This window comes from Pseudoalteromonas sp. Scap25, from assembly GCF_013394125.1.
In the GTDB taxonomy this organism is placed as follows: Bacteria; Pseudomonadota; Gammaproteobacteria; order Enterobacterales; family Alteromonadaceae; genus Pseudoalteromonas.
In genome coordinates, this window is record NZ_CP041327.1 from 2,184,583 (window position 1) to 2,208,450 (window position 23,868).

At 40.8% G+C, this 23,868-nt stretch carries 26 protein-coding genes; 15 read left to right on the plus strand and 11 right to left on the minus strand.

Going from position 1 to position 23,868, the window contains the following annotated elements; translation table 11 throughout:
- Positions 1-152 precede the first annotated feature (152 nt).
- The gene (locus tag FLM54_RS10125) at positions 153-1,004 is read right to left on the minus strand and encodes an alpha/beta hydrolase (protein WP_178956303.1); all 852 of its coding nucleotides are present in this window, start codon (positions 1,002-1,004) and stop codon (positions 153-155) included.
- A 25-nt stretch (positions 1,005-1,029) separates the two neighbouring features.
- Entirely contained in the window at positions 1,030-2,040 is a 1,011-nt protein-coding gene (locus tag FLM54_RS10130; RefSeq protein WP_178956304.1) for an RDD family protein, read from the minus strand.
- Positions 2,041-2,226: 186 nt separating this feature from the next.
- Here FLM54_RS10130 and FLM54_RS10135 point away from each other — a divergent pair, with 186 nt between their 5' ends.
- On the plus strand, positions 2,227-2,751 hold the full coding sequence (locus FLM54_RS10135) for a CIA30 family protein (protein ID WP_178956305.1): 525 nt from the start codon (positions 2,227-2,229) through the stop codon (positions 2,749-2,751).
- 22 nt (positions 2,752-2,773) lie between these two features.
- Here FLM54_RS10135 and FLM54_RS10140 read toward each other — a convergent pair whose 3' ends face one another.
- The 4 genes from FLM54_RS10140 to FLM54_RS10155 form a co-directional block, all read right to left on the minus strand.
- Positions 2,774-3,286, minus strand: a complete 513-nt coding sequence (locus FLM54_RS10140) for a hypothetical protein (protein ID WP_178956306.1) — start codon at positions 3,284-3,286, stop codon at positions 2,774-2,776.
- Between the two features lie 140 nt (positions 3,287-3,426).
- Complete coding sequence (locus FLM54_RS10145) at positions 3,427-3,903, minus strand: FKBP-type peptidyl-prolyl cis-trans isomerase (protein WP_036982055.1); 477 nt, start codon at positions 3,901-3,903, stop codon at positions 3,427-3,429.
- Complete coding sequence (locus FLM54_RS10150; protein ID WP_178956307.1) at positions 3,900-6,329, minus strand: Lon protease family protein; 2,430 nt, start codon at positions 6,327-6,329, stop codon at positions 3,900-3,902. Before FLM54_RS10150 ends, FLM54_RS10145 begins: the two co-directional genes overlap by 4 nt.
- 76 nt (positions 6,330-6,405) lie before the next feature.
- Positions 6,406-6,864 carry a zinc ribbon-containing protein gene (locus FLM54_RS10155; RefSeq protein ID WP_138604986.1) on the minus strand — a complete coding sequence of 153 codons (459 nt, stop codon included), beginning with the start codon at positions 6,862-6,864 and terminating at the stop codon, positions 6,406-6,408.
- Positions 6,865-7,049: 185 nt separating this feature from the next.
- Between FLM54_RS10155 and leuS the strand changes: the two genes are divergently transcribed.
- The 14 genes from leuS to FLM54_RS10225 all read left to right on the plus strand — a co-directional run bounded on the left by leuS (position 7,050) and on the right by FLM54_RS10225 (position 20,171).
- Complete coding sequence (leuS, locus tag FLM54_RS10160) at positions 7,050-9,638, plus strand: leucine--tRNA ligase (protein WP_178956308.1); 2,589 nt, start codon at positions 7,050-7,052, stop codon at positions 9,636-9,638.
- A 1-nt stretch (position 9,639) separates the two neighbouring features.
- Positions 9,640-10,131, plus strand: coding sequence for an LPS assembly lipoprotein LptE (lptE, locus tag FLM54_RS10165; protein ID WP_178956309.1), 492 nt, complete (start codon positions 9,640-9,642; stop codon positions 10,129-10,131).
- On the plus strand, positions 10,131-11,171 hold the full coding sequence (gene holA / locus FLM54_RS10170) for a DNA polymerase III subunit delta (protein ID WP_178956310.1): 1,041 nt from the start codon (positions 10,131-10,133) through the stop codon (positions 11,169-11,171). Before lptE ends, holA begins: the two co-directional genes overlap by 1 nt.
- Positions 11,172-11,183: 12 nt before the next feature.
- A complete protein-coding gene (nadD, locus tag FLM54_RS10175) occupies positions 11,184-11,813 on the plus strand; it encodes a nicotinate-nucleotide adenylyltransferase (protein WP_178956311.1) in 630 nt (209 codons plus the stop codon).
- A 62-nt stretch (positions 11,814-11,875) separates the two neighbouring features.
- A complete protein-coding gene (gene rsfS / locus FLM54_RS10180) occupies positions 11,876-12,193 on the plus strand; it encodes a ribosome silencing factor (protein ID WP_010388304.1) in 318 nt (105 codons plus the stop codon).
- 37 nt (positions 12,194-12,230) lie between these two features.
- Positions 12,231-12,701 (plus strand): 23S rRNA (pseudouridine(1915)-N(3))-methyltransferase RlmH, encoded by a 471-nt coding sequence (gene rlmH, locus FLM54_RS10185; protein ID WP_002958522.1) that lies wholly within the window; start codon positions 12,231-12,233, stop codon positions 12,699-12,701.
- 9 nt (positions 12,702-12,710) lie between these two features.
- Complete coding sequence (mrdA, locus tag FLM54_RS10190; protein ID WP_178956312.1) at positions 12,711-14,591, plus strand: penicillin-binding protein 2; 1,881 nt, start codon at positions 12,711-12,713, stop codon at positions 14,589-14,591.
- On the plus strand, positions 14,588-15,694 hold the full coding sequence (rodA, locus tag FLM54_RS10195; RefSeq protein WP_178956313.1) for a rod shape-determining protein RodA: 1,107 nt from the start codon (positions 14,588-14,590) through the stop codon (positions 15,692-15,694). The genes mrdA and rodA overlap by 4 nt, the downstream gene beginning before the upstream one ends.
- Positions 15,694-16,455 (plus strand): septal ring lytic transglycosylase RlpA family protein, encoded by a 762-nt coding sequence (locus FLM54_RS10200; protein WP_178956314.1) that lies wholly within the window; start codon positions 15,694-15,696, stop codon positions 16,453-16,455. Before rodA ends, FLM54_RS10200 begins: the two co-directional genes overlap by 1 nt.
- Positions 16,456-16,509: 54 nt before the next feature.
- Positions 16,510-17,670, plus strand: a complete 1,161-nt coding sequence (locus FLM54_RS10205; protein WP_008468004.1) for a serine hydrolase — start codon at positions 16,510-16,512, stop codon at positions 17,668-17,670.
- Between the two features lie 209 nt (positions 17,671-17,879).
- On the plus strand, positions 17,880-18,158 hold the full coding sequence (ybeD, locus tag FLM54_RS10210) for a DUF493 family protein YbeD (protein ID WP_008109437.1): 279 nt from the start codon (positions 17,880-17,882) through the stop codon (positions 18,156-18,158).
- A gap of 19 nt (positions 18,159-18,177) precedes the next feature.
- Positions 18,178-18,831 (plus strand): lipoyl(octanoyl) transferase LipB, encoded by a 654-nt coding sequence (gene lipB / locus FLM54_RS10215; RefSeq protein ID WP_010388277.1) that lies wholly within the window; start codon positions 18,178-18,180, stop codon positions 18,829-18,831.
- Positions 18,828-19,793 carry a lipoyl synthase gene (lipA, locus tag FLM54_RS10220; protein WP_008109434.1) on the plus strand — a complete coding sequence of 322 codons (966 nt, stop codon included), beginning with the start codon at positions 18,828-18,830 and terminating at the stop codon, positions 19,791-19,793. Before lipB ends, lipA begins: the two co-directional genes overlap by 4 nt.
- A 138-nt stretch (positions 19,794-19,931) precedes the next feature.
- A complete protein-coding gene (locus FLM54_RS10225) occupies positions 19,932-20,171 on the plus strand; it encodes an RNA recognition motif domain-containing protein (protein WP_008109433.1) in 240 nt (79 codons plus the stop codon).
- 111 nt (positions 20,172-20,282) lie between these two features.
- Here FLM54_RS10225 and FLM54_RS10230 read toward each other — a convergent pair whose 3' ends face one another.
- Genes FLM54_RS10230 through FLM54_RS10250 form a run of 5 tightly spaced genes read right to left on the minus strand, consistent with a single transcriptional unit; the run spans position 20,283 to position 23,818 of the window.
- A complete protein-coding gene (locus FLM54_RS10230) occupies positions 20,283-21,356 on the minus strand; it encodes a phosphotransferase enzyme family protein (RefSeq protein ID WP_008109430.1) in 1,074 nt (357 codons plus the stop codon).
- A 44-nt stretch (positions 21,357-21,400) separates the two neighbouring features.
- Complete coding sequence (locus tag FLM54_RS10235) at positions 21,401-22,276, minus strand: NTP transferase domain-containing protein (protein ID WP_138604996.1); 876 nt, start codon at positions 22,274-22,276, stop codon at positions 21,401-21,403.
- Between the two features lie 15 nt (positions 22,277-22,291).
- Positions 22,292-22,741 (minus strand): flavodoxin, encoded by a 450-nt coding sequence (locus tag FLM54_RS10240; protein ID WP_138604997.1) that lies wholly within the window; start codon positions 22,739-22,741, stop codon positions 22,292-22,294.
- Positions 22,741-23,505, minus strand: coding sequence for a tRNA pseudouridine(65) synthase TruC (truC, locus tag FLM54_RS10245; RefSeq protein ID WP_138604998.1), 765 nt, complete (start codon positions 23,503-23,505; stop codon positions 22,741-22,743). Before truC ends, FLM54_RS10240 begins: the two co-directional genes overlap by 1 nt.
- Complete coding sequence (locus FLM54_RS10250) at positions 23,498-23,818, minus strand: YqcC family protein (protein ID WP_138604999.1); 321 nt, start codon at positions 23,816-23,818, stop codon at positions 23,498-23,500. Before FLM54_RS10250 ends, truC begins: the two co-directional genes overlap by 8 nt.
- Positions 23,819-23,868 lie beyond the last annotated feature (50 nt).

Sequence of the window (23,868 nt, forward strand, 5' to 3'; positions counted from 1 at the left end):
ATAAGAGCAGGATCGTTAAACTCGTACCATCCAATGAGCAATACTAAATAGCTCATTAGTACGAATATAATTAATAGATATAAAAAACTTTTATGAAACTCTTTGTGCTTTATGTTTAGCAATTAAACTCCCATTCAACTTCAATGATAAAATTATCTTTTAAGTATACTTTTTAACCCATAATACCAACTAAGTGCAGCGACTGTGCCATGAGTTTCATCTTCAAAGTAACGTTGATTTATATTTAAATTATCGCTCGAGTGCGCTTTTAGCTTTTCAACAAATGCTAAGCCCCATTGATAATTTGTTTTACCAATCTCACCAAACGCTTCGCCGTTATTTGCAAAGGTAAAATACACATTACCGTTAAGCTGCTTGTTTACAAATTGCTTCTTATCAAAATATCGATTGAGGTAGTTATTATCCCAAAGGTAAGTTGCATCAATTATTAAGTAGTCTGTAAATAGCGCATGATTGGTAAGCAATACATAGTTTGCAAACAAGCCACCAAAAGACTCGCCAATTAATACGCGTTTAGTTGATGTTCGGTAATTTTTATTAATGAGTGGAATAAGTTCTTTTTCGAAAAAGACGCTGTAGTTCGCGGCGTTACCAATATTTTCAAACCTTTCTAGGAGTTTACCGTTAAATGTCCAATCGACATTGGTTGGGGTAAAGTCACGTTCTCTTATCGCATTTTTACTATTTGGAATGGCTACTATAATTGCTTGTTGTATTTGCTGCTCTAGCCGTTCTGTACTAAGTGCCTCTACTAGCCCGGCGACAGCTTTCAGCTGTGTTTGGTCACCATCGAGCAAATAAATAACTGGATATTCTTTATCAGGGTTTTCATTATAGCTTGGCGGTAAATAAACGCTGAAGCTGCGTTGCTCATCTAAAATAACAGACTTAAGCTGATGCGCTTTTGCTAATATAATATCTTCTGACGCATACGAAACCGTAATAAAATACAGATTAACAAATACAATTAATAAAGCTTTCATAACCATCCTTGTAATAAGAGCAAAGTTAACTTTTAACAGTCTCTTCTATAGTTTGCACATTTACAACTTGGTTCACATTCCCTTGAATAACTACCGTGGCTGATATTTTATCTTGAATGGCTTGCCTGTTTGGATCCCAGTAAACTTGTAAAAAACCTAACAAGCCAGTGGCAAAACCTGCACCGTAACCACCGTAGCGGCCAAAACAATCAAGTAAACCCAGCGGTTCACCACTTAATGCAACCACTCTGGTGTTACAGAGCTTTTTACCAGGGGTTTGACCGCGCCATAATAAAGAAAACAGTGTGAAGTACACAGCCGCCCAGCCAAAACCCAAACCTAAATCTTGAATAATACCTTTGCCCCACTGCAAAATACTGTGTGTGGTTGTTTGTGCGGGTTTATCTTCTGTTAACTGCGCAAGCTTTAATCCGTTATTTTCACCAAGCACTAATAATTGTAAAAATGCTTTTGCAAGTTGTGGGTTTTGTAGGTCGTCCATTTCGGCTAATTTGGGTACTTGCCCAATCAAATTATCAAGTGCATTTTGTTGACAAGATTGCTCACAGCTTTCGTCGTCTGTTTGCACTAAGTAGGCATTTACCTGCTTTTTTTCTGTGGAAGTAAGCTGAATGTCATCCTGTATTTTTAAGCCTTGAACAGTTAAGCCTTGAGCAGAGTCATCGCCTTCTAAGTAATCTATGCCAATTGAAAGCACAGCAAGAGCGCTTACAAATAAAATACTTGCTGCTACTATTTTTAATATTCTTCGCCACACACTCGAAATTTTAGGAAGGTATTGCTGCGCCGTTCCTTTGTAAAACGCCATCGCAGCAACGAATGCAATAATAGTTGCACTGAGCTTTGCAGCTAAGAATATTAATGCAACATCTATAATCATAGCTAATACGCGCCGAGTCGGCGAAGCCAAAGGCAAGCCAAGTAAAGCATTATCAACCTTAAAGGCATACGGCGTGATCACTTCTCGAGTTTCGGCTTTAGATAACGCTAATTGTTCTAATTCTTGTGCTTTCATTATTATACTTGTTATTAAAATAGGTAACGCGGTTAAATTACGCGCTTTTTAATTTTTGCTCAAGCGAATAAAATGGATAACGAGAGTTAATATTAAAAATAGCCGCTAGGTGTAGATTAATTCTTAAAAGAGTGAACAATTAATCTACTGTATCGTATTAAATATAAAAGCTACTAGGAAGAGCTCATGACCGCCAAACAACTCTCATCACTTTTTGTTTTTAACTTACTGTTTGCCACCACCGAGGCAAATGCCAATGCTCGCTGGTATGTAGTGAATGATTCGGTGATGGGTGGCATTTCTAATAGTCAGGTTTTGTATGAAAACGACAATTTAGTGTTTACAGGCAACTTATCGCTTGCAAACAATGGCGGGTTTGCTTCTATTCGAACGCTATTGGATGTACAAAGCCAAGACATCACTAAAATTATGCTACGTGTTAAGGGCGATGGTCAAACCTACCAACTACGTTTAAGAACTAATGAGTACATGGATGGGGCGGCTTATACACGTTCGTTCAGTACCACGAAGAGTGAGTGGCTTAATATTGAGTTTTTACCTGAAGATTTTCAGCTTACTTATCGCGGCCGCTTACTTGAACAACAGCCTACAATTAGCTTTAAAGAGATAAAGCAGCTTGGCTTTATGATTGCAGGTAAACAGGCGGGGAAATTTAGGCTTGAAATAGGAAAAATTGAGTTTAAAAACTAACTTCTCTGTGTACATTACAAGGTTAAACAGTGAAGTCGTCGCCTCGCCTTTTCATTTCGTTGATTACTAGCTCAATAATTTGTTGTTTTATTGCTGCCTGCTGAGACTTCACCTCACTAAGTTGCAGCTGCAATCTATTTATCTCTTCTTGTTGTTGCTCGGTTTTATATTTTTTAGCCCCGATATGCTCAGTATCCATAGTTAAGCGACTCTCGCCTTCAGCTGGCCCATATTGGCTATTATCTATGGTTAAACTACGTTGTACCGTGCTCTGCTTAAGCTTATTTACTTGCTCTTGTAATGCAACTACTTGCTGGGTGAAATATTTATATGCCTTTTCTAAATTTTGATATTGCTCAGCAAATGTTGCGTTATCTTCGCTGTATTTTTGAACCTTTGCATCTAAAAACTCTGATAAAACATAGTCAGGTTGTTCTTGTGATTCATCATCTTTAGGTTGCGGCTCTGTTTCTACTAAAGCCTGATTGTTATAATTAGATGCTTGATATTGAATTGAGGCGGTTGAAATCTTCATTATTTTATCCCTAAAATGAATTTGTCACTATTTTAGGTATCGACTGATATTTTAAATTCTTGAGTAGGATTGACTGATAAGAGCAAATAAAAAAGCCCTACTTGATTAAAGCAGGGCTTAAAGTATTTTTTACCTTAAAATTACGACTCTATAGCCAGTAACTCCACCTCAAAAATAAGCAATGATGCAGGAGGAATACTCCCTACTCGCTTTTCACCATAGGCGAGCTGATGCGGTATATAAAACTGAAATTTATCCCCCGGGCTCATCAGTTGTAGGCCTTCTGTCCAACCTTTTATAACTTGGTGCAAACCAAAGCTAATCGGAGTTTTGCGCTCCACTGAGCTGTCAAATACAGTGCCGTCGATTAAAGTGCCATGATAATGCACTTTAACCATACTCGTTGGGCTAGGTGTATTTTCGCTCTGTCCTTTATGGATTATTTTATATTGCAAGCCAGATGCGGTTTCATTTACGCCTTCAGTTTTTGCATTGGCAATTAAATAATCACTTTCAATCTGTGCGTTTGCGATTGCTTGTTGTTTGGCTTTTTTACTGTTTTTAAAAATTAAAACGCAAAAAATAGCGATAACAATCAGTAAAATTATATTGATCATAACTCCCCTTTTTCATCTTCTGAGTCGTGGTCTTTTTCGTCGCTGTTATCGCCATTAACAATATCAGCAATGTCTTTTAATCGCGCTAATGCGATGCCATTAACCGAATCTTCTGGGTAGTGTTCATCAACCATATCACCCGCTTCAATATCCATTAATAAGTTTAATGCTTGGTCAACGGTTTCCACAGCATAAATATTAAACTTACCTAACTCAACGGCATTGAGTATTTCGTCATCAAGCACCAAATTAACTTGGTTCGATTTAGGAATAATAACCCCTTGCTCACCCGTTAAGCCGCGCATTTTACATAGCTTAAAGAAACCTTCTATTTTCTCGTTTACACCACCAATGGCCTGCACATCACCATGCTGGTTAATTGAACCAGTTAGAGCAATAGACTGACTGATAGGTAAGCTCGTAATGGCCGAAATGAGCGCACAAAGTTCAGCAAGAGAGGCGCTATCACCATCTATGTAGCCATAACTTTGTTCAATAGCAATATTCGCACTGAGTGTTAAGCTAAAGTGTTGCGCGTATTTGTTACCTAAATAACCGGTAAGCAGCATTACCCCTTTTGAGTGAATTGCTTTACCCAGCTCAGCTTCGCGTTCCACATCAATTACGCCGTCAGCACCAGCATAAACGGTAGCAGTAATACGTGCAGGTGTGCCAAATGAGGTGTCTCCAATGTGCAGTACAGTCAAACCATTTACCTTACCTACGGCTTGACCTTCAGTGGCTATTAAAGTGTGCCCTTCCTTTATATCGCTGAGCATGTTTTCGCTAATTTGCCCCGTACGGTACTGCTTGCCTTGTATGGCTTCGTCAATATGACGTGCATCAATCACCGTTAGCTTGTCTTGCTTAGCGTAAAAACTGGCCTCAGCCACAAGCTCTAACACATCAGCAAAACGTGCTGATAACTTATTATGGTGCTCTGCTTGGCGATAACTAAATTTAAGTAATCGTACCATTGCGGCTTCGTTTAACGTGCACTTTAATGTTTGCTCGCAGTAATCACTTACTTTAGTAATAAACTGATACTGCAGCTTATCGCTACTTGGTAAGTAATAATCAAAATCGGCAAGTACTCTAAATAACTCAGCAAATTCCTCGTCGTATTCACCGATGGTGTAATAAAGCTCACGTGAGCCAAGTAAAATAATTTTCACATCAAGCGGTATTAACTGCGGTCGAAGTGTAAAGCTACTACCAACGACACTGTCTTGATAAGGTAAGTCATTTTTAATTTGATGGGTTTTTAGCGACAGCTTTAGCCCATCCCACACTTGGGGTTGAGCCATTACTTTTTCAGCATCCATAATTAAATAGCCGCCATTGGCGCGGTGCAATGCACCTGGCTGAATTGAGCGATAGCTGGTAATTAACGACCCTTGCGATGTGGCGTATTCAATTTTGCCAAAAATATTACCAAAAGTTGGGTTTGGCTCGTAAACAACCGGTGCTGCATCGCCCTCTTTATATTCAACTAAAATATTAGGTGCAAAAAAGTCGGTAAGCATGCCTTTACGGTCAAAGTCTTCTTTGTTTTCTTCGCTTTCACCTTCATCATCAAGCCATTCGAGTACGGCATCAATAATTTCTACACGTATATCTTTTAAATAACGCAGTACACCAATATGGCTGGCATATTTATGTTCTAAATCTTTTAATAACGGTTTAGTGGCTTGCTCAGCGGTAGACTTTTTAAGATTGCGGAGCTTTTCTTTAGATTCACGTTTCCAGCGCGGTAACTCAATAAGCGCTTCGATGAGGGCATCTTCTAATTTTTCTATACGCTCAAAAAACATCTCGCGTAAATCATCTTCCAAATCAGAAAATTCATTATCGGTAAGTTGCTTGCCATCAATCAGCGGTGCAAAGCCGACTACGCCTTTTTCTTCAATTAGTGCCACACTTTGCTCAAGCGCGGCTATTTCTACCGCGGTAATTGCACCGTCGTAAGCATCGTTAAACTCGCGGTCTATCGATTTTTTCTTGCGCTGATAAGCTGGGTTATCAAATGCAGCAGGAAAGGTGTCGAGTACTTCATCAATAAATGAGTCAATATCATCGGCTAATTGTTTGCTTTGCCCTGCATGCATAAATAACGCAATAGGCTCACGGTGATCGTCGTAGTTATTAACATACAGCCATTCATGCGGTGTTGTGCGCTCTTTAGCGTGTTGTTTTAATTTGTCTTTTACTAAGGTAAAACGCCCGTGTGCCGCCTCTCCCATTACGTAAACATTATAACCAGGTAGGTCCATTCCTAAAGAGAAGTCCAATGCACTTTGCGCACGTTGTTGGCCTATAAAGGTAAGTTGCTCAGGGTATGGATTGCTCATGCAAGTGTTTACATGGCTCGAAGAAATACTCGGTGCAAGATTTGATACGGATAGTGGCAGCAGTTTTTTCGTCATTCTAACTTCTTTTTTTACCAGCTTAATTGCTAGATTTGGGCATATTGAGTGGCTTACAGCCACTCAATACTTATATTTAGGGTTGTAAAGCCTGGCGGCTAAAATAGATGCCATCACACTGCGTGCAAGGAATAATTTGCGTTGCATGGTAAACATCATAACTATGGTTGCAATTCTTACATACTAATGTGCCCATGGCTATCCATTCACCTGCGTGATAAACACCATTGTGCTTAAAATCTTCACTTAATGACTGCCATTCAAGCTGTGTTTTGTCTTCAATATGAGAAAGCTCAAACCACAATGACTCTTTAAGCTCCTGCCATGCAAGCGAATTATAGTAGCTATTATTTTCTTGTAGGTGAGAAATGTCACGCATTAAGTAATTACGATAAAGCTGGTATTTTTCTTCACCTAAATCTTTAAGTGCCTGCTCAGATTCAATAAATCGCTTTACTGCGGCTTTAACTTCATGCTCTTTCACATCTTTTAACCAATCGGATAAATCACTAAGCCATGTTCTGTAATCTGCCATTTTATACTCCTTCAAAACGTCTACTGATTTACTCTATACCATAGATAAGTATAGGTTAACCTGTACTGAAAACTAATTTACTCGCAATTTTACAAAAAGCGCCGCTTTGACGCTGTGAATAGCGCTTTATTTGGGGTATCCTATCGACAATTTTTTATTAGTATGCAAGAAGTTTGGAAACGTAAATGCAAGAGCAATATAACCCACAAGACATAGAGTCAAAAGTCCAACGCTACTGGGAAGAAAACCAAGTATTTAAAGCCACAGAAGATGAGAGCAAAGAAAAATACTATTGTCTCTCAATGTTTCCCTACCCAAGTGGTCGACTGCATATGGGTCATGTGCGTAACTATACCATTGGTGACGTGGTTTCTCGCTTCCAGCGCTTGCAAGGCAAGAACGTAATGCAACCTATGGGTTGGGATGCGTTTGGTTTACCTGCAGAAAACGCGGCTATTAAAAATAAAACAGCCCCTGCAAAGTGGACTTACGAAAATATTGACTACATGCGTAACCAACTTAAGCAATTAGGTTTTGGCTACGATTGGGATCGCGAAATTGCAACCTGCCACCCAGAATATTACAAATGGGAACAATGGTTTTTCACTAAGCTTTACGAAAAAGGCCTAGTGTACAAAAAAATGTCAACGGTTAACTGGGATCCGGTCGATCAAACTGTACTAGCTAACGAGCAAGTAATTGACGGCCGCGGTTGGCGTTCAGGTGCGGTAGTGGAACAAAAAGAAATTCCACAGTGGTTTATTAAAATTACCGACTACGCACAAGAGCTATTAGACGATTTAGACAAATTAGAAGACTGGCCTGAACAAGTTAAAACCATGCAGCGCAACTGGATTGGTCGTTCTGAAGGCTTAGACATAGAATTTACGCGTACCGATAGCAACGAAAAATTTAGCGTATACACTACACGCCCAGATACATTTATGGGCGTAACATACCTAGCCGTTGCTGGTGGCCACCCTATTGCACAAGAAGCGGCTAAAAATAGCGACGCGATTGCAATGTTTGTTGAAGAATGCAAAAACACCAAAGTTGCTGAAGCAGACATGGCAACCATGGAGAAAAAAGGTATTGCAACAGGCTTTTACGCCACTCACCCATTAACGGGCGAGCAGCTACCAATTTGGGTTGCTAACTTTGTATTAATGCATTACGGCTCAGGTGCGGTAATGGCAGTACCTGCGCACGACCAACGTGACTTTGAATTTGCAACAGCTTACGGCCTAGATATTAAACAAGTTATTGCGCCAGTTGAAGGCTCTGAGCTTGAAGTAAACCTAGCTCAAGAAGCATTCACCGAAAAAGGGGTATTAGTAAACTCAGGTGAATTTGATGGCCTTGATTTTGAAAACGCCTTTAATGCTGTTGCCGACAAGCTAGAAGCATTAGGTGTGGGAGAGCGTAAAGTAAACTTCCGTCTACGCGATTGGGGTGTAAGCCGTCAGCGTTACTGGGGTTCGCCAATTCCAATGCTGAGTGATGAGAATGGTAATGAGCTTGCTGCCACTGAAGATATGCTACCAGTGCGTTTACCAGAAGATGTGGTAATGAATGGCGTTACCTCACCAATTAAAGCGGACCCAGAATGGGCTAAAACAACTGTAAATGGTGTACCAGCCACTCATGAAACTGATACTTTTGACACCTTTATGGAGTCATCATGGTATTACGCTCGCTACTGTAGCCCGCGCCATGACGAGGGTATGTTAGATCCAGCAGCCGCTAACTATTGGTTACCAGTAAACCAATACATTGGTGGTATTGAGCACGCAATTTTACACTTATTGTACTCGCGCTTTTTCCATAAATTACTACGTGACTTTGGTTTAGTAAATTCAGACGAGCCATTCGACCGCTTACTTTGTCAAGGTATGGTACTTGCCGAAACATTTTATCGTAAAGATGAAAAAGGCGGCGATGTATGGATTTCGCCAAGTGATGTAAATACCGAAACCGACGACAAAGGCCGTGTAACCAAGGCATGGCACGTCGATGATGGTGAACCTGTGTTCTCATCTGGCATGAGCAAAATGTCTAAGTCGAAAAATAACGGCATAGACCCACAAGAAGTAATTGCTCAATACGGTGCAGATACCGTGCGTTTATTTATGATGTTTACTGCACCACCGGAGCAAACGCTTGAATGGTCAGATTCAGGGGTTGAAGGCGCACACCGTTTCTTAAAACGTGTATGGAAATACGCGGTAGATGTTAAAACGGTTGGCTTCCAAGCACTTGATAAATCGTCGCTTACTAACCCACAAAAAGTACTTCGCCGTGAGCTACATAAAGCCATTGCAAAAGTGAGCGATGATGTTGAACGTCGTCAAACATTCAACACTGCGATTGCCGCAATCATGGAGCTGTCTAATAAGTTATTAAAAGCGCCATTAAACGACACTCAAGATGTTGCCATTGCTAACGAGGCATTAGAAGCATTACTTATTATGCTAGCACCAATAACACCGCATTTATCGCATCAGTTATGGCAAGAGCTAGGTAAAGAAGGTGATATTTTAGATGCAGCATGGCCAAAAGTTGACGAATCTGCCCTAGTTGAAGATGAAAAATTAATCATCGTACAAGTAAACGGTAAATTACGTGCAAAACTAACGGTTGCAGCTGATGCAACGCAAGAGCAAGTAGAAGCACTCGCGTTTGCAGAATCTAACGTCACTAAATTTACTGATGGTGCAACAATCCGCAAAGTAATTTATGTACCAGGTAAATTGCTTAACGTGGTAGCTAACTAATATGGCTACTTTAAATGCCATTAAAAACGGACTAGCCTTAGCGCTAGTCTGTTTTTTGTTATCGAGCTGTGGCTTTCACCTTAAAAAAGCATCAAGCCTACCCGATGATTTAAAACAGCTAACCTTGGTGGGTGATGATCAAAAATCAGCTTTGTTTAGCTATTTGCAAACAGAACTGACTATGAGCGATGTCACTTTACTCCCTGCTAGTAAACAGTCTGCGCAACTATATTTATTTAAAGAGCAGCTAGAGCGCCAAACCTTGTCGTTGTTTCAAAACGGACAAGTAGCTGAATATGAACTGGCATACAGTGTGAGTTATGTTGTAAAACGCCCAAAACAAGAAGCCATTGAAAAACGTTTTGAGCTTTACCGTAATTACCAAGATGATCCTGACAACGCACTAGCTAAAGCAAAAGAGCTTGAACTACTGATCAGCGAAATTCGCCAGCAAGCGAGTCGTCGAATTGTTAGAGAGTTGTCGCAACTATAATGCGTTGTTATGCAAATCAGCTGCCTAGCGAATTAAAAAAGGGGTTAAAACCTTTTTATTTGGTTTTTGGTGAAGAGCCTTTTCAAGAAGCGCAATGTGTACAGCTCATACGCGACAGCGCAAAAGCGCAAGGCTTTGATGAAGTAATTAAATTCACTTTAGCCCAAGGCTTTGATTGGCAGGAAATCATAGCGCAATACCAAAGTATGTCGTTATTTAGTGCGCGTACAATTATTGAGCTTGACTTAAACCAGCAAAAACCTGGTACACCCGGTGCTAACACCTTTAAAAAGGTTGTTGAACTTGAAAATCCTGACACCATTTTAATTGTTAAAGGCGCCAAAGCAAGCCAAGATGTGCAACGCGGTGCGTGGTTTAAAGCACTCGATAAGCAAGGGTTATTTGTACCCTGCTATCCGCTTAGTGGTAATCACTTAAAACGTTGGCTTGATGAACAATGCCAACGCTTGTCACTTAATTTACAAAACGAGGCTAAGCTCAGTTTAATTAATGCCACTGAAGGCAATTTACTGGCTTGTTTCCAAGAGCTTGAAAAGCTGTCACTAATACATGGTGACGCTCTCATTACCCAACAACTGGTAATGCAAGGGCTACTAAACCAATCTAAATTCGATATTTTTGATTTAAGTGATGCCCTGTTAAACGGCTATACTACACAAGCAATAAAAGTATTAAATAAGCTTGCCAGTGATAACACTGAAGTGGTGAGTATTTTATGGGCCATCAATAAAGATTTAAATACCTTAATCAGTGTACAACAAGGGTTATTGCAAGGTGAGTCATTAGCGACCCTGTTTAAACAAAAAGCGATTTGGAAAAATCAGCAAGTGCCGGTACAAACAGCGATAAACAGACTAAATATTCACACCCTTGAAAGTATTAGCAGTGAACTGGCATTATTTGATGCAAGCTACAAACAAGGTGTATTAATTGCCCCCTATCAAGCATTAGCACATATTTGTATTAAATTTTGCCAACCACTCGATATTCCACTGCCGTGTCATACTAACCGCCAGTAAAGGAAAAATACCATGATTGCAATTTTTGGTGGCACTTTTGACCCTGTTCATTTTGGGCACCTTAATATGGCGCAGCAATGCGTTGCGACCTTTAAATTACACTCACTCTATTTTATGCCCTGTGCAATACCCGCACACAAAGCGGCACCGGGGATCAGCACCGAGCATCGTATTGCAATGCTTAAAACCGCAATTAAACCATATTCGCAGTTTAAGCTTGATTTACGGGAGCTAAAACGTAGCGGCCCGTCGTATTCTTTATTAAGCTTGCAAGAACTAAGAGCAGAAAATCCCGATACCCCGATTCTATTTTTAATTGGTATGGACTCATTCAACAACCTTGATAAATGGTATCAGTGGCAAACAATAACGAGTCTATGCCATATAGTGGTGTATCAACGCCCAGGTCAAAACTGTGATGTACAAGGTGAACTTAAAAACTACAAACAGCAGGCTATGAACAACGATATTTCACTACTGAACGAAAAAAATGGCGGACACCTTTACTTTTTAGAAGGTAAGCAACTGGATGCCGCATCCAGCACTATCCGTCAAGCTCTTAAAAAAAGTATTAAAAAGAGTGAACTATTACCCGACACCGTGAGTCACTATATTGAGCAGCACCAGCTTTATCAAGAGTGATTGGTATAAACCCCTCAGCGTGTTAAAATAACCGCTATTAAATTTTAAATTGAGACAAAACCTTGGATTCGAAACAACTACTCGCTTTTGCACTAGACAAAATTGACGATATGAAAGCACGTGATGTGATTCAACTTGACGTAACTGGCACTTCAGACGTAACCGATTACATGATTGTATGTTCAGGCACATCAAGACGTCATGTATTGTCAATTGCTGATAACTTAGCAAAAGAAGCTCGTCACGCTGGTGAAGAGCCATTAGGCTACGAAGGCCAAAGCGATGGCGAATGGGCATTAGTTGATTTAGGTGATGTGATTGTTCACGTTATGCAAGATCAAGCACGTAGCTATTACGATCTAGAAAAGCTTTGGGGCTAATAGCTCCCTATTTTAGACAACGCTTGGAAGTAACGTCGTGAAAATACAAATGATTGCTGTTGGTACAAAAATGCCAGCATGGGTAGAAACAGGTTTTGCAGAATATCAGCGCCGCTTTCCCAAAGATATGGCACTGGAACTAATCGAAATACCTGCAGGTAAACGTGGCAAAAACGCAGATATAAAGCGTATTTTGCACATTGAAGGTGAAAAAACCTTAGCCGCCATACCTAAAGGCAATCGTATTGTCACACTAGAAGTAACCGGTAAAGCACTGGATACTCACCAGCTAGCGAAAAACATGGAAAAGTGGCAACTTGATGGTCGCGATGTCAGTTTACTGATTGGCGGACCAGAAGGCTTAGCTCCCGAGTGTATTGCGGCCTCTGAGCAAAAATGGTCGTTATCAAATTTAACGCTCCCACACCCTTTAGTACGCATTATTGTTGCTGAAAGCCTTTACAGAGGCTGGAGCTTAAATAACAACCACCCTTATCATCGCGAGTAGTTTCTTGCCATGCTAAAACGAAGACCCACTATTCGCGACCACTCAGCAGAAGCTAATTTATTTGCTCGGCGTGCATTTGTGGGTTTTATTTTTATCTTAGCCTTAGTAGCCATATTATTGTCTAACTTGTACACCATTCAAGTTGACGACCACCAAGATTACCAAACTCGCTCTAATGACAACCGCATAAAAGTAATCCCTATTGCACCTAATCGCGGACTTATTTACGACCGCAACGGTGTTTTACTGGCCGAAAATAAGCCCGTTTATAACCTTGAAGTGATCCCCGAAGAAGTTGATGATTTAACCGCCTCTTTGAAGTCTATCAGCAAAATTATTGAAATAACCGAGCAACAACAAGCTGATTTTCTTGATGATATAAAACATACTCGACGTTTTAAAAGCCAAGTCCTCAAAGCCCGTTTAAATGAAAACGAAGTAGCGATGTTTTCAGTAAACCAGCATAAATTCCCAGGGTTTAGCATTGAAGCGCGCCTAGCGAGATATTATCCCTTTGGCGATACCTTAACCCATGCATTAGGCTACGTTGCTAAGCTCAATAGAAAAGAGCTAAACAAACTTGAGCAACAAGGTGAAGCCACCAACTACAGAGCTACTCATGATATTGGCAAGCTAGGTATCGAAAAATATTACGAGCCGTTACTACATGGTCAGGTCGGCTCACAGCGAGTTGAGGTAAACAACCGTGGCCGTATTATTCGCACCTTAAACATGGAACCACCGCAGCCGGGGGATGATTTAGTACTTACTCTCGACATTGGTTTACAACAAATAGCCCAACATGCACTTAAAGATATGCGCGGCGCTATTGTGGTAATGGATGCAAAAGATGGCGGCGTTCTAGCGCTTTATTCAAACCCAAGTTATGACCCAAATTTATTTGTGCACGGTATTAGCAGCAAAGACTACAAAGCCCTACTTAATCCAGATCTCCCGCTTATAAACCGTACCACTCAAGGACGCTATGCACCAGCATCGACTATTAAGCCGCACATGGCTATTTTGGCATTAGAAGAAAATATAGTGCAAGAAACCACCACCATGTGGGATCCCGGTTTTTTTCAAATACCAAACGTAAAGCATAAATGGCGCGATTGGCGACGTTGGGGCCATGGCCATGTTGATGTTTACAAAGCCATAGAAGAGTCATGCGATACTTATTTTTATGATGCAGCGTACCGTATGGGGATCACTAAAATAAGTAACTTTATGGCCCGTTTTGGCTTTGGTGAACTTTCAGGTATTGATATACATGAAGAAGCAACCGCTATTTTACCCTCAAAAGAGTGGAAAGAAGATCGTTTTAAAGAGTCATGGTGGCGTGGCGATACTATTTCTGTCGGGATTGGCCAAGGTTATTGGACTGCCACCCCGATTCAAATAGCTAATGCGACAAATATTTTAGTTAACAGAGGGATAAATCATCCACCTCATTTAGTGCAAATAGCTAAAAAAGAAGACCAAATTACCCAGCTCAATAATGAAGAAAAGCCACCTGTTGTTCTTGATAACGAGGATCACTGGCGCATTGCTATTGATGCCATGCATAACACGGTTAAAAAGACTACCGGTACAGCACATCGTGCGTTTAAAGGGGCTACATACGACCCAGCAGGTAAAACCGGTACCGCCCAAGTGGTCAGTATTGCTCAAGGCGAGCGCTATGACGCCGATGCACTTAAAGAGCGCCAGCGTGATAACGCCATTTACGTCGGTTTTGCCCCATACGATAACCCTCAAATCGTTGTCTCTATTGTGGTAGAAAATACTGGGGGCGGCAGCTCAGTAGGTGCCCCAATTGCGCGCCAATTAATGGATTACTATTTTGCTGCTAACCCCATTCAATCATCAGGGAGTAAAGTTCCATGACGGCTTTACATGATAAGCGTTCTATTTGGCTGCGCTTGCATATTGATTTGCCGCTTTTTATTGCTTTATTACTAATGATGGCAGGCAGCATCACAATTGTTTACAGTGCCTCTGGCCAAGACTCTGCAATGATGATGCGCCACGGTACCCGTATGGCTGGTGCTATTATTGGTATGTTTGTGTTAGCACAAATCCCTCCAGCAACTTTAAAACGCTTAGTCATCCCTATGTATTGCTTAGGACTACTCATGCTGGTTGGAGTACTCCTATTTGGTGTGAGCTCCAAAGGTGCGCAACGCTGGTTAGATTTAGGCATCACCCGCTTTCAACCCTCAGAGCTGATGAAATTAGCGGTTCCTATGATGGTGGCTTGGTATATTGGCCGTAATCATTTACCCCCTCGAGCGCTGCATTTAGTGATTGGCTTTGCCATTGTTATGCTACCTACCCTACTTATTAAAGAACAGCCTGATTTGGGCACCTCAATTTTGATTGCCAGTTCGGGTGTATTTGTGTTGTTTTTATCTGGCTTGAGTTGGCGTTTAATTGGCTTTTTAAGCTCTGTTGTTGCCTTAGCGGCATGGCCATTTTGGCACTATGGTATGCACGATTATCAAAAACAGAGAGTGCTGACCTTTTTAGATCCAGAGAGCGATCCGCTTGGTTCTGGCTATCATATAATCCAATCAAAAATAGCGATTGGTTCAGGCGGTATAGAAGGCAAAGGCTGGTTGCAAGGCACACAATCACAACTAGAATTTTTACCTGAAAGACATACTGATTTTATTTTTTCAGTACTGAGTGAGGAGTTTGGCCTGTTCGGTGTGTGTGTTTTACTGAGCCTATACCTATTCATTATTGGTCGCGGACTTTATATTGCCGTTAATGCCCAAGATGCCTTTGGCAAGTTACTCGCGGGCTCACTCATTCTGACATTTTTCGTTTATATTTTTGTAAACATTGGTATGGTCTCGGGTTTATTACCTGTTGTAGGTGTTCCCTTACCATTAATTAGTTATGGCGGCACCTCAATGGTGACCTTGATGGCTGCATTTGGCATTATTATGTCGATTGCCACAGATAAAAGGATGCTCTTAAAATAATGCGCCTTTATAAACAACTTATAATTATTACACTCGTTAGCCTCTTTTTAAGTGCATGTAGCAGTTCAAATAGCCGTTACAGCATGCGCCATGATGCAGCGCCTCTTCGAGCACCAACTGAATTAGAAATGCAAGATGCTATTGTCACTAAAGTTATAAAAAGCGCGAGCACCACACGCCCTTACGAAGTGTTGGGCAAACGTTATACCCCTATGCTCGATGAAGCAGGTTATTCAGAAACGGGCATTGCCTCATGGTATGGCCGAAAATTTCATGGTTATCACACCTCTAACGGCGAAATTTACGATATGTTCGCTATGACGGCAGCTCACAAAACCTTGCCCTTACCGAGTTTTGTGCGCGTAACAAATACAGCCAATGGCCAATCTGTTATAGTACGGGTTAACGATCGCGGGCCTTTTCATGACGATAGAATCATTGATCTTTCTTATGCTGCAGCCTATAAACTTGGCTACCATAAATACGGTACAGCAAAGGTTAAGCTTGAAGCGATTACCCTTGCAGATACCCATGCACGAAAAACCTATGTTCAAGTAGCTGCAGGTAGTACGTTAGCCAACATAGAAGCATTGGCACACACACTACGAGAGCAATATAAATTACCAACAAATATCGTCGAAAAAGACGGTATTTATAGATTGCACTTAGGGCCGATAAAAGATGCCCAACACGCGCAACAAGTACTAGAAACATTAAAACAAAATCAATTTCAAAACGCGTTCTTGCTTTACACTCAGTAAGCCCTTTAGAATAGGGAGAATGCATATTTTTAACTTTAACCATTAATGAGTATGATGAAATCTATTAAACATAAAATTCTTACTGGTGTTTGCGGCTTAGTCTGTTCTGCCGCCGTCTTTTCAGCCACCGCACAAATTATTCCAGCCCCTCCTCAAGTTAATGCTAAAGGTTACTTTTTGGTGGACTTCACCACAGGTAAAGTGATTGCAGAAGGTGAAGCTGATACAAAACTTGCTCCTGCTAGCTTAACTAAAATGATGACTAGTTATGTAATTGGTACAGAAATAAATGCGGGTAATATCGCACCCACCGATATGGTAACTATCAGTGAAAAAGCGTGGGCAAAAAACTTTCCTGAATCATCTAAAATGTTCATTGAAGTGGGTAAGCAAGTAAGTGTAGATGAACTTAATCACGGTATTATTGTGCAATCAGGTAATGATGCCTGTGTTGCCATGGCTGAGCATATTGCAGGCAGCGAAAGTGCCTTTGCAGATTTAATGAATGCCCATGCTGAAAAGATAGGCATGACAAATACTCACTTTATTAATAGTCACGGTCTTGATACAGACGAGCACTACACAACGCCACGCGATATGGCCACACTTGGTGCAGCCTTAATCAGAGACGTGCCGGACGAATATGCACTATATAAAGAAAAGTCATTTACATACAATGGTATAAAGCAATATAACCGTAACTCGTTGTTATGGGATGAAAGCTTAGATGTAGATGGTATTAAAACAGGCCATACATCTGATGCGGGTTACAGCTTAGTAACCTCGGCAACGAAAAACGACATGCGTTTAATTGCGGTAGTTATGGGTACTTCAAGTGAGCGTGCGCGTAAAGTTGAAAGTAAAAAACTGCTTAACTACGGTTTCCGCTTTTTTGAAACAATTACGCCTTACAAAGCTGGCGATAGTTTTGCAGAGCAACGCATCTGGATGGGTAACAAAGAGAATGTCTCTTTAGGTATTTTAGAAGACACCCCTATTACAATCCCTCGTGGCCAACATAAAAACCTGAAAGCAAACTTTGAGCTTGACGATACGCTTGAAGCACCTTTAGCTAAAGGCACTAAAGTAGGCACGCTGTTTTTACAACTTGAAGGCGAAGATATTGCACAATATCCGCTAGTTACGCTTGAAGAAATACAAGAAGGTAGCTTCTTCAGCAAAATATATGACTACTTACGCTTACAAATAATGTAAGCACGAGTAAAGTAATATGAACGCCTCTTCTGTGAGGCGTTTTTTTTTGCTTGAAAAGTGCTAGAATGCGCCCCATATATACCAATCGTATTGAATGACTATCGTTGGCTTAGGTCAAAAGTAACATCATTTCAAGATTGTCATTAGCCTGTCAGTTTTAAGCTTAACGTATAAGTTAAGCCAACACTTTTGTTTGAGGAGTTCCCGTCGTGGTTGAACCTGTTAAAAACACTAAATTTGATGAGTACCTAGAGTACCCTTGCCCGTTTACATTTAAAATTATGGGTTTAGCAAACGTAAACTTAACTGATCAAATTTTAGAAAAGTTACAACCTATCGCTCCGGGTGATTATGCGCCAAAAGTAAAACCGAGCAGTAAAGGTAACTATGAGTCAGTCACTTTAGTGGCCACAGTAACAAGCGGCAAACACATTGAAGAAATTTACAACGTGATCAGCAATATCGATGACGTGCGCCATATGCTTTAAGCTATAGTTGAGATTTGTTGTGAGCGAAAACACCCTAATCGTACGCCAACTGGGTCGTCAGCGTTACATGCCGATTTGGCAAAAAATGCAAGACTTTACCGACACCCGTGATGAAAATACGCCAGATGAAATTTGGTTAGTAGAGCATGAAAGTGTATTTACCCAAGGCCAAGCCGGTAAAGATGAGCACTTACTCGCCCCAGGTGACATTGAAGTGATTAAAGTTGACCGCGGTGGACAGGTGACTTACCACGGCCCTGGTCAGCAAATGATGTATGTATTATTTAATTTACGACGTTTAAAAATTGGGGTGCGAGAGCTAGTTACTTGGCTTGAAGAGTGCATCATTGAGTCCCTTTCAGAGTTCGCCATAGATGCATACGCGAAAGCGGATGCCCCTGGTGTTTACGTTAACGACAGTAAAATTGCATCTTTAGGTTTACGAGTTCGTCGTGGCTGCTCATTTCATGGCTTGGCATTAAATGTTAATATGGATCTAAGTCCATTTTTACGCATTAACCCATGTGGTTATGCGGGCATGAATATGGTGCAAACTAAAGAACTAAATGGCCCTCAAAACCTTGAAGCTGCAGGTGAAGGGCTGGTAAAACACATGATCAAGAAGCTTAATGCAACACAGGTTAAGCATACTGAAGGGTTTGAAAACGAATGAATAAACCAGTCAAAATGGAACCAGGTGTAAAACTACGCGACGCAGAAAAAATGGCGTTGATCCCCGTTAAAGTTTTACCAACAGAAAAAACCGAAATGCTCCGTAAGCCAGAGTGGCTTAAAATTCGCTTACCCAAGTCAACCGAGCGAATTGACGGCATAAAACAAGCAATGCGTAAGCATGGCCTTCACTCTGTATGTGAAGAAGCTTCGTGTCCTAACTTATCAGAGTGTTTTAACCACGGTACAGCGACCTTTATGATTTTAGGGGCTATTTGTACACGTCGTTGTCCATTTTGTGACGTTGCACATGGTCGCCCATTAAAACCTGATGCCGCTGAGCCTGAAAAGCTGGCACTGACCATTAAAGACATGAAGTTAAGCTATGTGGTTATTACTTCTGTAGACCGTGATGATTTACGTGACGGTGGTGCTCAGCACTTTGCTGATTGTATCCGCGAAATTCGTAAGCATAATCCAGAAATTACCATTGAGATTTTAGTGCCCGATTTTCGTGGCCGTATGGACAGAGCGTTAGAAATTTTAATTGAAACGCCGCCAGATGTATTTAATCACAACCTAGAAACGGCGCCACGTTTATACAAACTTGCGCGCCCAGGTGCTGACTATAAATGGTCTCTTGAATTATTACGTCGCTTTAAAGAAGCCCATCCTGAGGTTAAAACAAAATCAGGCTTAATGGTTGGCCTTGGTGAAGAAATTAGCGAAATCGAGGAAGTACTTCGCGATTTACGTGCTCATAACGTTGATATGCTTACTGTAGGGCAATACCTACAACCGTCTAAGCATCACTTACCCGTTAAGCGTTACGTGCCACCAGCTGAATTTGACGCATTAAAAGAATATGCTGATGAGATTGGCTTTACACACGCCGCTTCAGGCCCGTTTGTACGTTCAAGCTATCATGCAGATCAACAAGCAGCGGGTAAAGAAGTAAAGTAATCTCTCGCAATGTATAAAAAACCGCCATTAGGCGGTTTTTTGTTTTTTAATAGTTATTTTTACTGTTTATAAAATAACGTTAGGTTAAAGCAAGGTTACTTGAGATAATTATGCTTGAACCCATTATTTAGGTTATATATGAAATTATTAGTTCGTAACTTATCACGTGCCACTACTGAGCATGAACTTCGTACGTTATTTACGGCTCACGGTAAAGTGACCACCTGTAACTTGGTACTCGATAAAGAAACAGGCCAATCTAAAGGCTTTGCCTTTGTAGAAATGCCTAATGACATTGAAGTTAAAGGCGCAATTAAAGCGCTTAATCAAACCACAGTAGACAAAAGCAAAATCCGTGTAAAACTAGCGGATGCTTAATAAGTAAAAAATTGAGATGTTGGAAGTTAACACATACTTTCAATGTTTAACCTCAATTTATATTGCTCAAAGTTTTAGTTATAACGCTTTGAGCAATATAATTAATTGGGTTTATACCTGAGTCAAAATCTCCTTTAAGACCTGCTGCTTACTTACTATATCCTTGTATAAGGCAAATTGGTTTTTTGCGCGATCTAAGTTGTGTCTCTTATGCTTAACGCTAAAGTAATTATCACCATCTATATAATCAGTTAAAAAGCGTAAGCCAATCATAAAGGGCATTACTTTAGCACCTAACCAAAAGCTTTGTTTCTCGGCGGGTGTTAATACCCCCTTTAGTGGCTCAACATAGCCTTTAACAATCGCTGCAAAAATATCTTCACGAACACCTACCTTTTCAAGCGCCGTTGAATCTTCTTGCTCTGCAGAGCAAAATGTTCTGACCATATCACCAAAATCGTTAAGCCAATAACCAGGCATACAGGTATCTAAATCTATCACCGCTTTTGCATTATTAGAGTCTAAGCAAAATAGCATGTTGTTTATTTTAGTATCGTTATGGCACACACGAATAGGCACTTTTCCCTCAAGGGCATTAAGCTCATCGATAAGTGAAAGCTGCGACAGGCAAAAATCAACCTCTTCCTGACAATGAGCCAAACGTTTATGAGGATCGGTGCTAACAACTTGCTTGAATACTTCTGCACGCATGGCCAAGTTATGAAAATTAGGAATAACCGCATGTAAATTGTTCGCGTCAAAGTCTTGTAGCGCTTGCGCAAATTGGCCAAATGCATTGGCCGCTGTTTGTGCCTGGCTAGCAGTATTAACCACATCTTCACTATAACTGCCACCAATAAACTCAAGTGCTCGCCAAGTATCATCATCATTATTAACTAAATAGTCATTCTGAGTCGTCGCTACATGGCGTACTATTGCTAGATTGAATTCACCTGCTTGTTGTTTTTTACTTAAGTGTTGCTCTATTAATCGCGCATTATCAACAAGTAACTGTGGTTTTGGAAACACCACCGTATTGAGCTTTTGTACAACCAGTGACCGCTTCGAAGTACTTAATAACATAGTAGTATTTATATGCCCACTGCCTATGGGTTTTATGCTCGCATGCTTCTCGTCAAGGCCAAAACTCTCAGATAAATAAACTTCTATAGGAACTGTATTCATTTTCTACTTCACTCTTTTCGCCCAAGGCGACAATAATTTAATAGCTACGCTTGACGTAATGCGCACAAAGTAGCCGCAATGGTTGTCAGTTCTGATTTATAGGTAACACCAAACCAAGGCTCTTTTGCAGTGTATACAAATACAGGCTGTGCTTTTACATTAATAGCTTTCTGGATTTGATCAGGTAAGAAGTACTCTTGCTGAGTATTCACGTTATATTGCTGTAAAAACGTTTCAAAGCCTTGTTGCAAATAGTCAAAAAAGCAGGGGGTGATCCCCCAAAAACTCATCGAGCCTAGGGAGTTTGGGCTAATTTTATCACGTAAACCCTGTGGGTTATCGCCAAAAATATGCTCAGACTGTTGTTGAATATTCAAATACTCGGTTACGGCAACAAGCTTTCCATCCGCAATTTTACATACCCCACGATTAACACCACCGTGCTCAGAAAGAGTATCAATAATCGGATACCCTACCATTGCCCATTCAGCGCTTCTTTTAAAGTGCTCACTCAGTAATACAAACGAAGATTTGCCATAATAGTCATCGGCAGTGATCACAATAGCGGGGTTATTAATGTGGGCTTTGGCACACAACAGAGCATGACCTGTGCCCCAAGGCTTTACTCGCTGGCAAAGTGTTGCTTTAAATTGTTCGGGCACCTTTTCAATGTGTTGCTCCACCAGCACCACATCAATATCACTAGGTAATCGGGGCAAAATAGTACGCTCTATTTCACTGCGTACCGCTTGGTTTATGATCAGCACCACCTGCGTCACGCCTGCAGCATGCGCATCAATAATACTCAGCTCCATAATAGTGCAATTTAGCCCTGGAATTTCTGCAATTTGTTTATTGCCACCAAAGCGACTACCTAAGCCACCTGCAAGCACAATTAAACTCAGTTTATATTTTTTCATTTAGAGTCTGCGCATTTAAGAGGGTAATTTATCAAGCCAAGTTTGTAACCACGGCTCGGTGACAGGCCAAGGCTCAAAGTCTTCACAGGCATCAATTTCTAGTCGGTTACCCACAGGTTTAGCTTGTAAGTCACGTAATAGTTCATCAAAGCTACGCCCTGCTGCGCAAAACGTATCACCGTAGCTTCTGTCACCCATGGCTACAATGCCAAATGGTTTATTGGTTAACATTGGAAACGTACTGTTAAGCTGATTATAAAGCTCTGCCAAGTTAGCGGGTATATCGCCTTGTCCTGTTGTTGAAGTAACTATTAAAATATGCGTCGCATTTTTTAGATCTTCTAAACTTGGCTCTGCAAATACGCTTACCTGATGGCCAGTTTGCTCTATAGTATCGCTTATTTGCTCACTTAAACGTTCAGCACCACCATACACGCTGCCTACAAAAATACTAATATGTGCCATTAATAATCCTTTTCTTCACTTGGCCACCCTAACTGTTTGCAAATACTCAACATTGCATCACCTAGTAGCGCTTTAATTATTATCGATTCATTACTGTAAGGATGTACAAAACGCAGTTCTGTAGCAAATAACATTAATCGTCTAAGGGAGAAATGCTCTCTAAAAAACTGATTATGCTGGTTATCACCATGGTTAACGTCGCCAATTATCGGTAACGACAAATGTTTTAAATGGCGACGAATTTGATGTTTACGCCCTGTTTTAGGAAAACACTCTACCAAAGAATACCTAACCGTTGGGTATTTTCCTATGGGAATAGGCAACGCAGCTTGGTGCAAACAGTTAAACTGAGTTTGTGCTTCTTGAGCATCTTTATTCTGATCGGCAAATTTATCAGCGATTTTGTCTAGTTCTTCTTTTAACGGTTTATCTAAAAAAACAGATTCAGGCGCAAATCCGCGTACCAAAGCTAAATAACGCTTTGAGATCGTGCCCTCAATAAACAACTGATTCATATCACGCGCGGCTTCTGAGCTTAGAGCAAACAGCAACACACCCGATGTCGGCCTATCAAGACGGTGCACAGGAAACACATGCTGACCGAGTTGATCGCGTAGCATTTGCATTGCAAATTGAGTTTCATGCTTATCTAAAAAGGAGCGATGAACAAGTAAGCCTGATGGTTTATCAATCGCTACATAGTTCTCATCTTGATAGAGAATGTTCAGTTCGCCGTATTCAACTGGCGCTGGACGTTCAGTCATCTGGCTCTCCAAGCAATGAATCTAATTGCGTCAGCAAAGAAATAATCTCTTCGCTTCCGGACTTATCAATGAGTGTCATTTGCGCCATAGGAGCAATCGCAAAATTACGCGGTAACGGTTGTTTCATTGTAATAATCTGTTGAATTTTTTCTATAAATACAAACTGTAACCACTGTTCAAATGCAAGCGTATCATGGCAAAAAGGGACGCTTGAATGCAACAATGCAGAGTCAATCGGCTCATTCTGCCAAAGCTGATACTTTTTAAGTAGCGCAGTTAATTGTGTTAAATAGAGTTGGGTTTGCTCAGTCATAATCACCCTTTACTTTGTATATTGCACAATTATACCCTGTTCCCTCAACA

Bases quoted from the DNA above. Each gene is read 5' to 3' on its own strand.
- lptE (WP_178956309.1), top strand. From the start codon at position 9,640: ATGGCTACTTTAAATGCCATTAAAAACGGACTAGCCTTAGCGCTAGTC.
- FLM54_RS10230 (WP_008109430.1), bottom strand. From the start codon at position 21,356: ATGAATACAGTTCCTATAGAAGTTTATTTATCTGAGAGTTTTGGCCTT.
- FLM54_RS10240 (WP_138604997.1), bottom strand. From the start codon at position 22,741: ATGGCACATATTAGTATTTTTGTAGGCAGCGTGTATGGTGGTGCTGAA.
- mrdA (WP_178956312.1), top strand. From the start codon at position 12,711: ATGCTAAAACGAAGACCCACTATTCGCGACCACTCAGCAGAAGCTAAT.
- FLM54_RS10225 (WP_008109433.1), top strand. From the start codon at position 19,932: ATGAAATTATTAGTTCGTAACTTATCACGTGCCACTACTGAGCATGAA.
- FLM54_RS10250 (WP_138604999.1), bottom strand. From the start codon at position 23,818: ATGACTGAGCAAACCCAACTCTATTTAACACAATTAACTGCGCTACTT.
- FLM54_RS10155 (WP_138604986.1), bottom strand. From the start codon at position 6,864: ATGGCAGATTACAGAACATGGCTTAGTGATTTATCCGATTGGTTAAAA.
- FLM54_RS10125 (WP_178956303.1), bottom strand. From the start codon at position 1,004: ATGAAAGCTTTATTAATTGTATTTGTTAATCTGTATTTTATTACGGTT.
- FLM54_RS10130 (WP_178956304.1), bottom strand. From the start codon at position 2,040: ATGAAAGCACAAGAATTAGAACAATTAGCGTTATCTAAAGCCGAAACT.
- FLM54_RS10140 (WP_178956306.1), bottom strand. From the start codon at position 3,286: ATGAAGATTTCAACCGCCTCAATTCAATATCAAGCATCTAATTATAAC.
- holA (WP_178956310.1), top strand. From the start codon at position 10,131: ATGCGTTGTTATGCAAATCAGCTGCCTAGCGAATTAAAAAAGGGGTTA.
- leuS (WP_178956308.1), top strand. From the start codon at position 7,050: ATGCAAGAGCAATATAACCCACAAGACATAGAGTCAAAAGTCCAACGC.
- FLM54_RS10235 (WP_138604996.1), bottom strand. From the start codon at position 22,276: ATGAAAAAATATAAACTGAGTTTAATTGTGCTTGCAGGTGGCTTAGGT.
- lipA (WP_008109434.1), top strand. From the start codon at position 18,828: ATGAATAAACCAGTCAAAATGGAACCAGGTGTAAAACTACGCGACGCA.
- truC (WP_138604998.1), bottom strand. From the start codon at position 23,505: ATGACTGAACGTCCAGCGCCAGTTGAATACGGCGAACTGAACATTCTC.
- nadD (WP_178956311.1), top strand. From the start codon at position 11,184: ATGATTGCAATTTTTGGTGGCACTTTTGACCCTGTTCATTTTGGGCAC.
- rodA (WP_178956313.1), top strand. From the start codon at position 14,588: ATGACGGCTTTACATGATAAGCGTTCTATTTGGCTGCGCTTGCATATT.
- FLM54_RS10200 (WP_178956314.1), top strand. From the start codon at position 15,694: ATGCGCCTTTATAAACAACTTATAATTATTACACTCGTTAGCCTCTTT.
- FLM54_RS10150 (WP_178956307.1), bottom strand. From the start codon at position 6,329: ATGACGAAAAAACTGCTGCCACTATCCGTATCAAATCTTGCACCGAGT.
- FLM54_RS10205 (WP_008468004.1), top strand. From the start codon at position 16,510: ATGAAATCTATTAAACATAAAATTCTTACTGGTGTTTGCGGCTTAGTC.
- FLM54_RS10145 (WP_036982055.1), bottom strand. From the start codon at position 3,903: ATGATCAATATAATTTTACTGATTGTTATCGCTATTTTTTGCGTTTTA.
- FLM54_RS10135 (WP_178956305.1), top strand. From the start codon at position 2,227: ATGACCGCCAAACAACTCTCATCACTTTTTGTTTTTAACTTACTGTTT.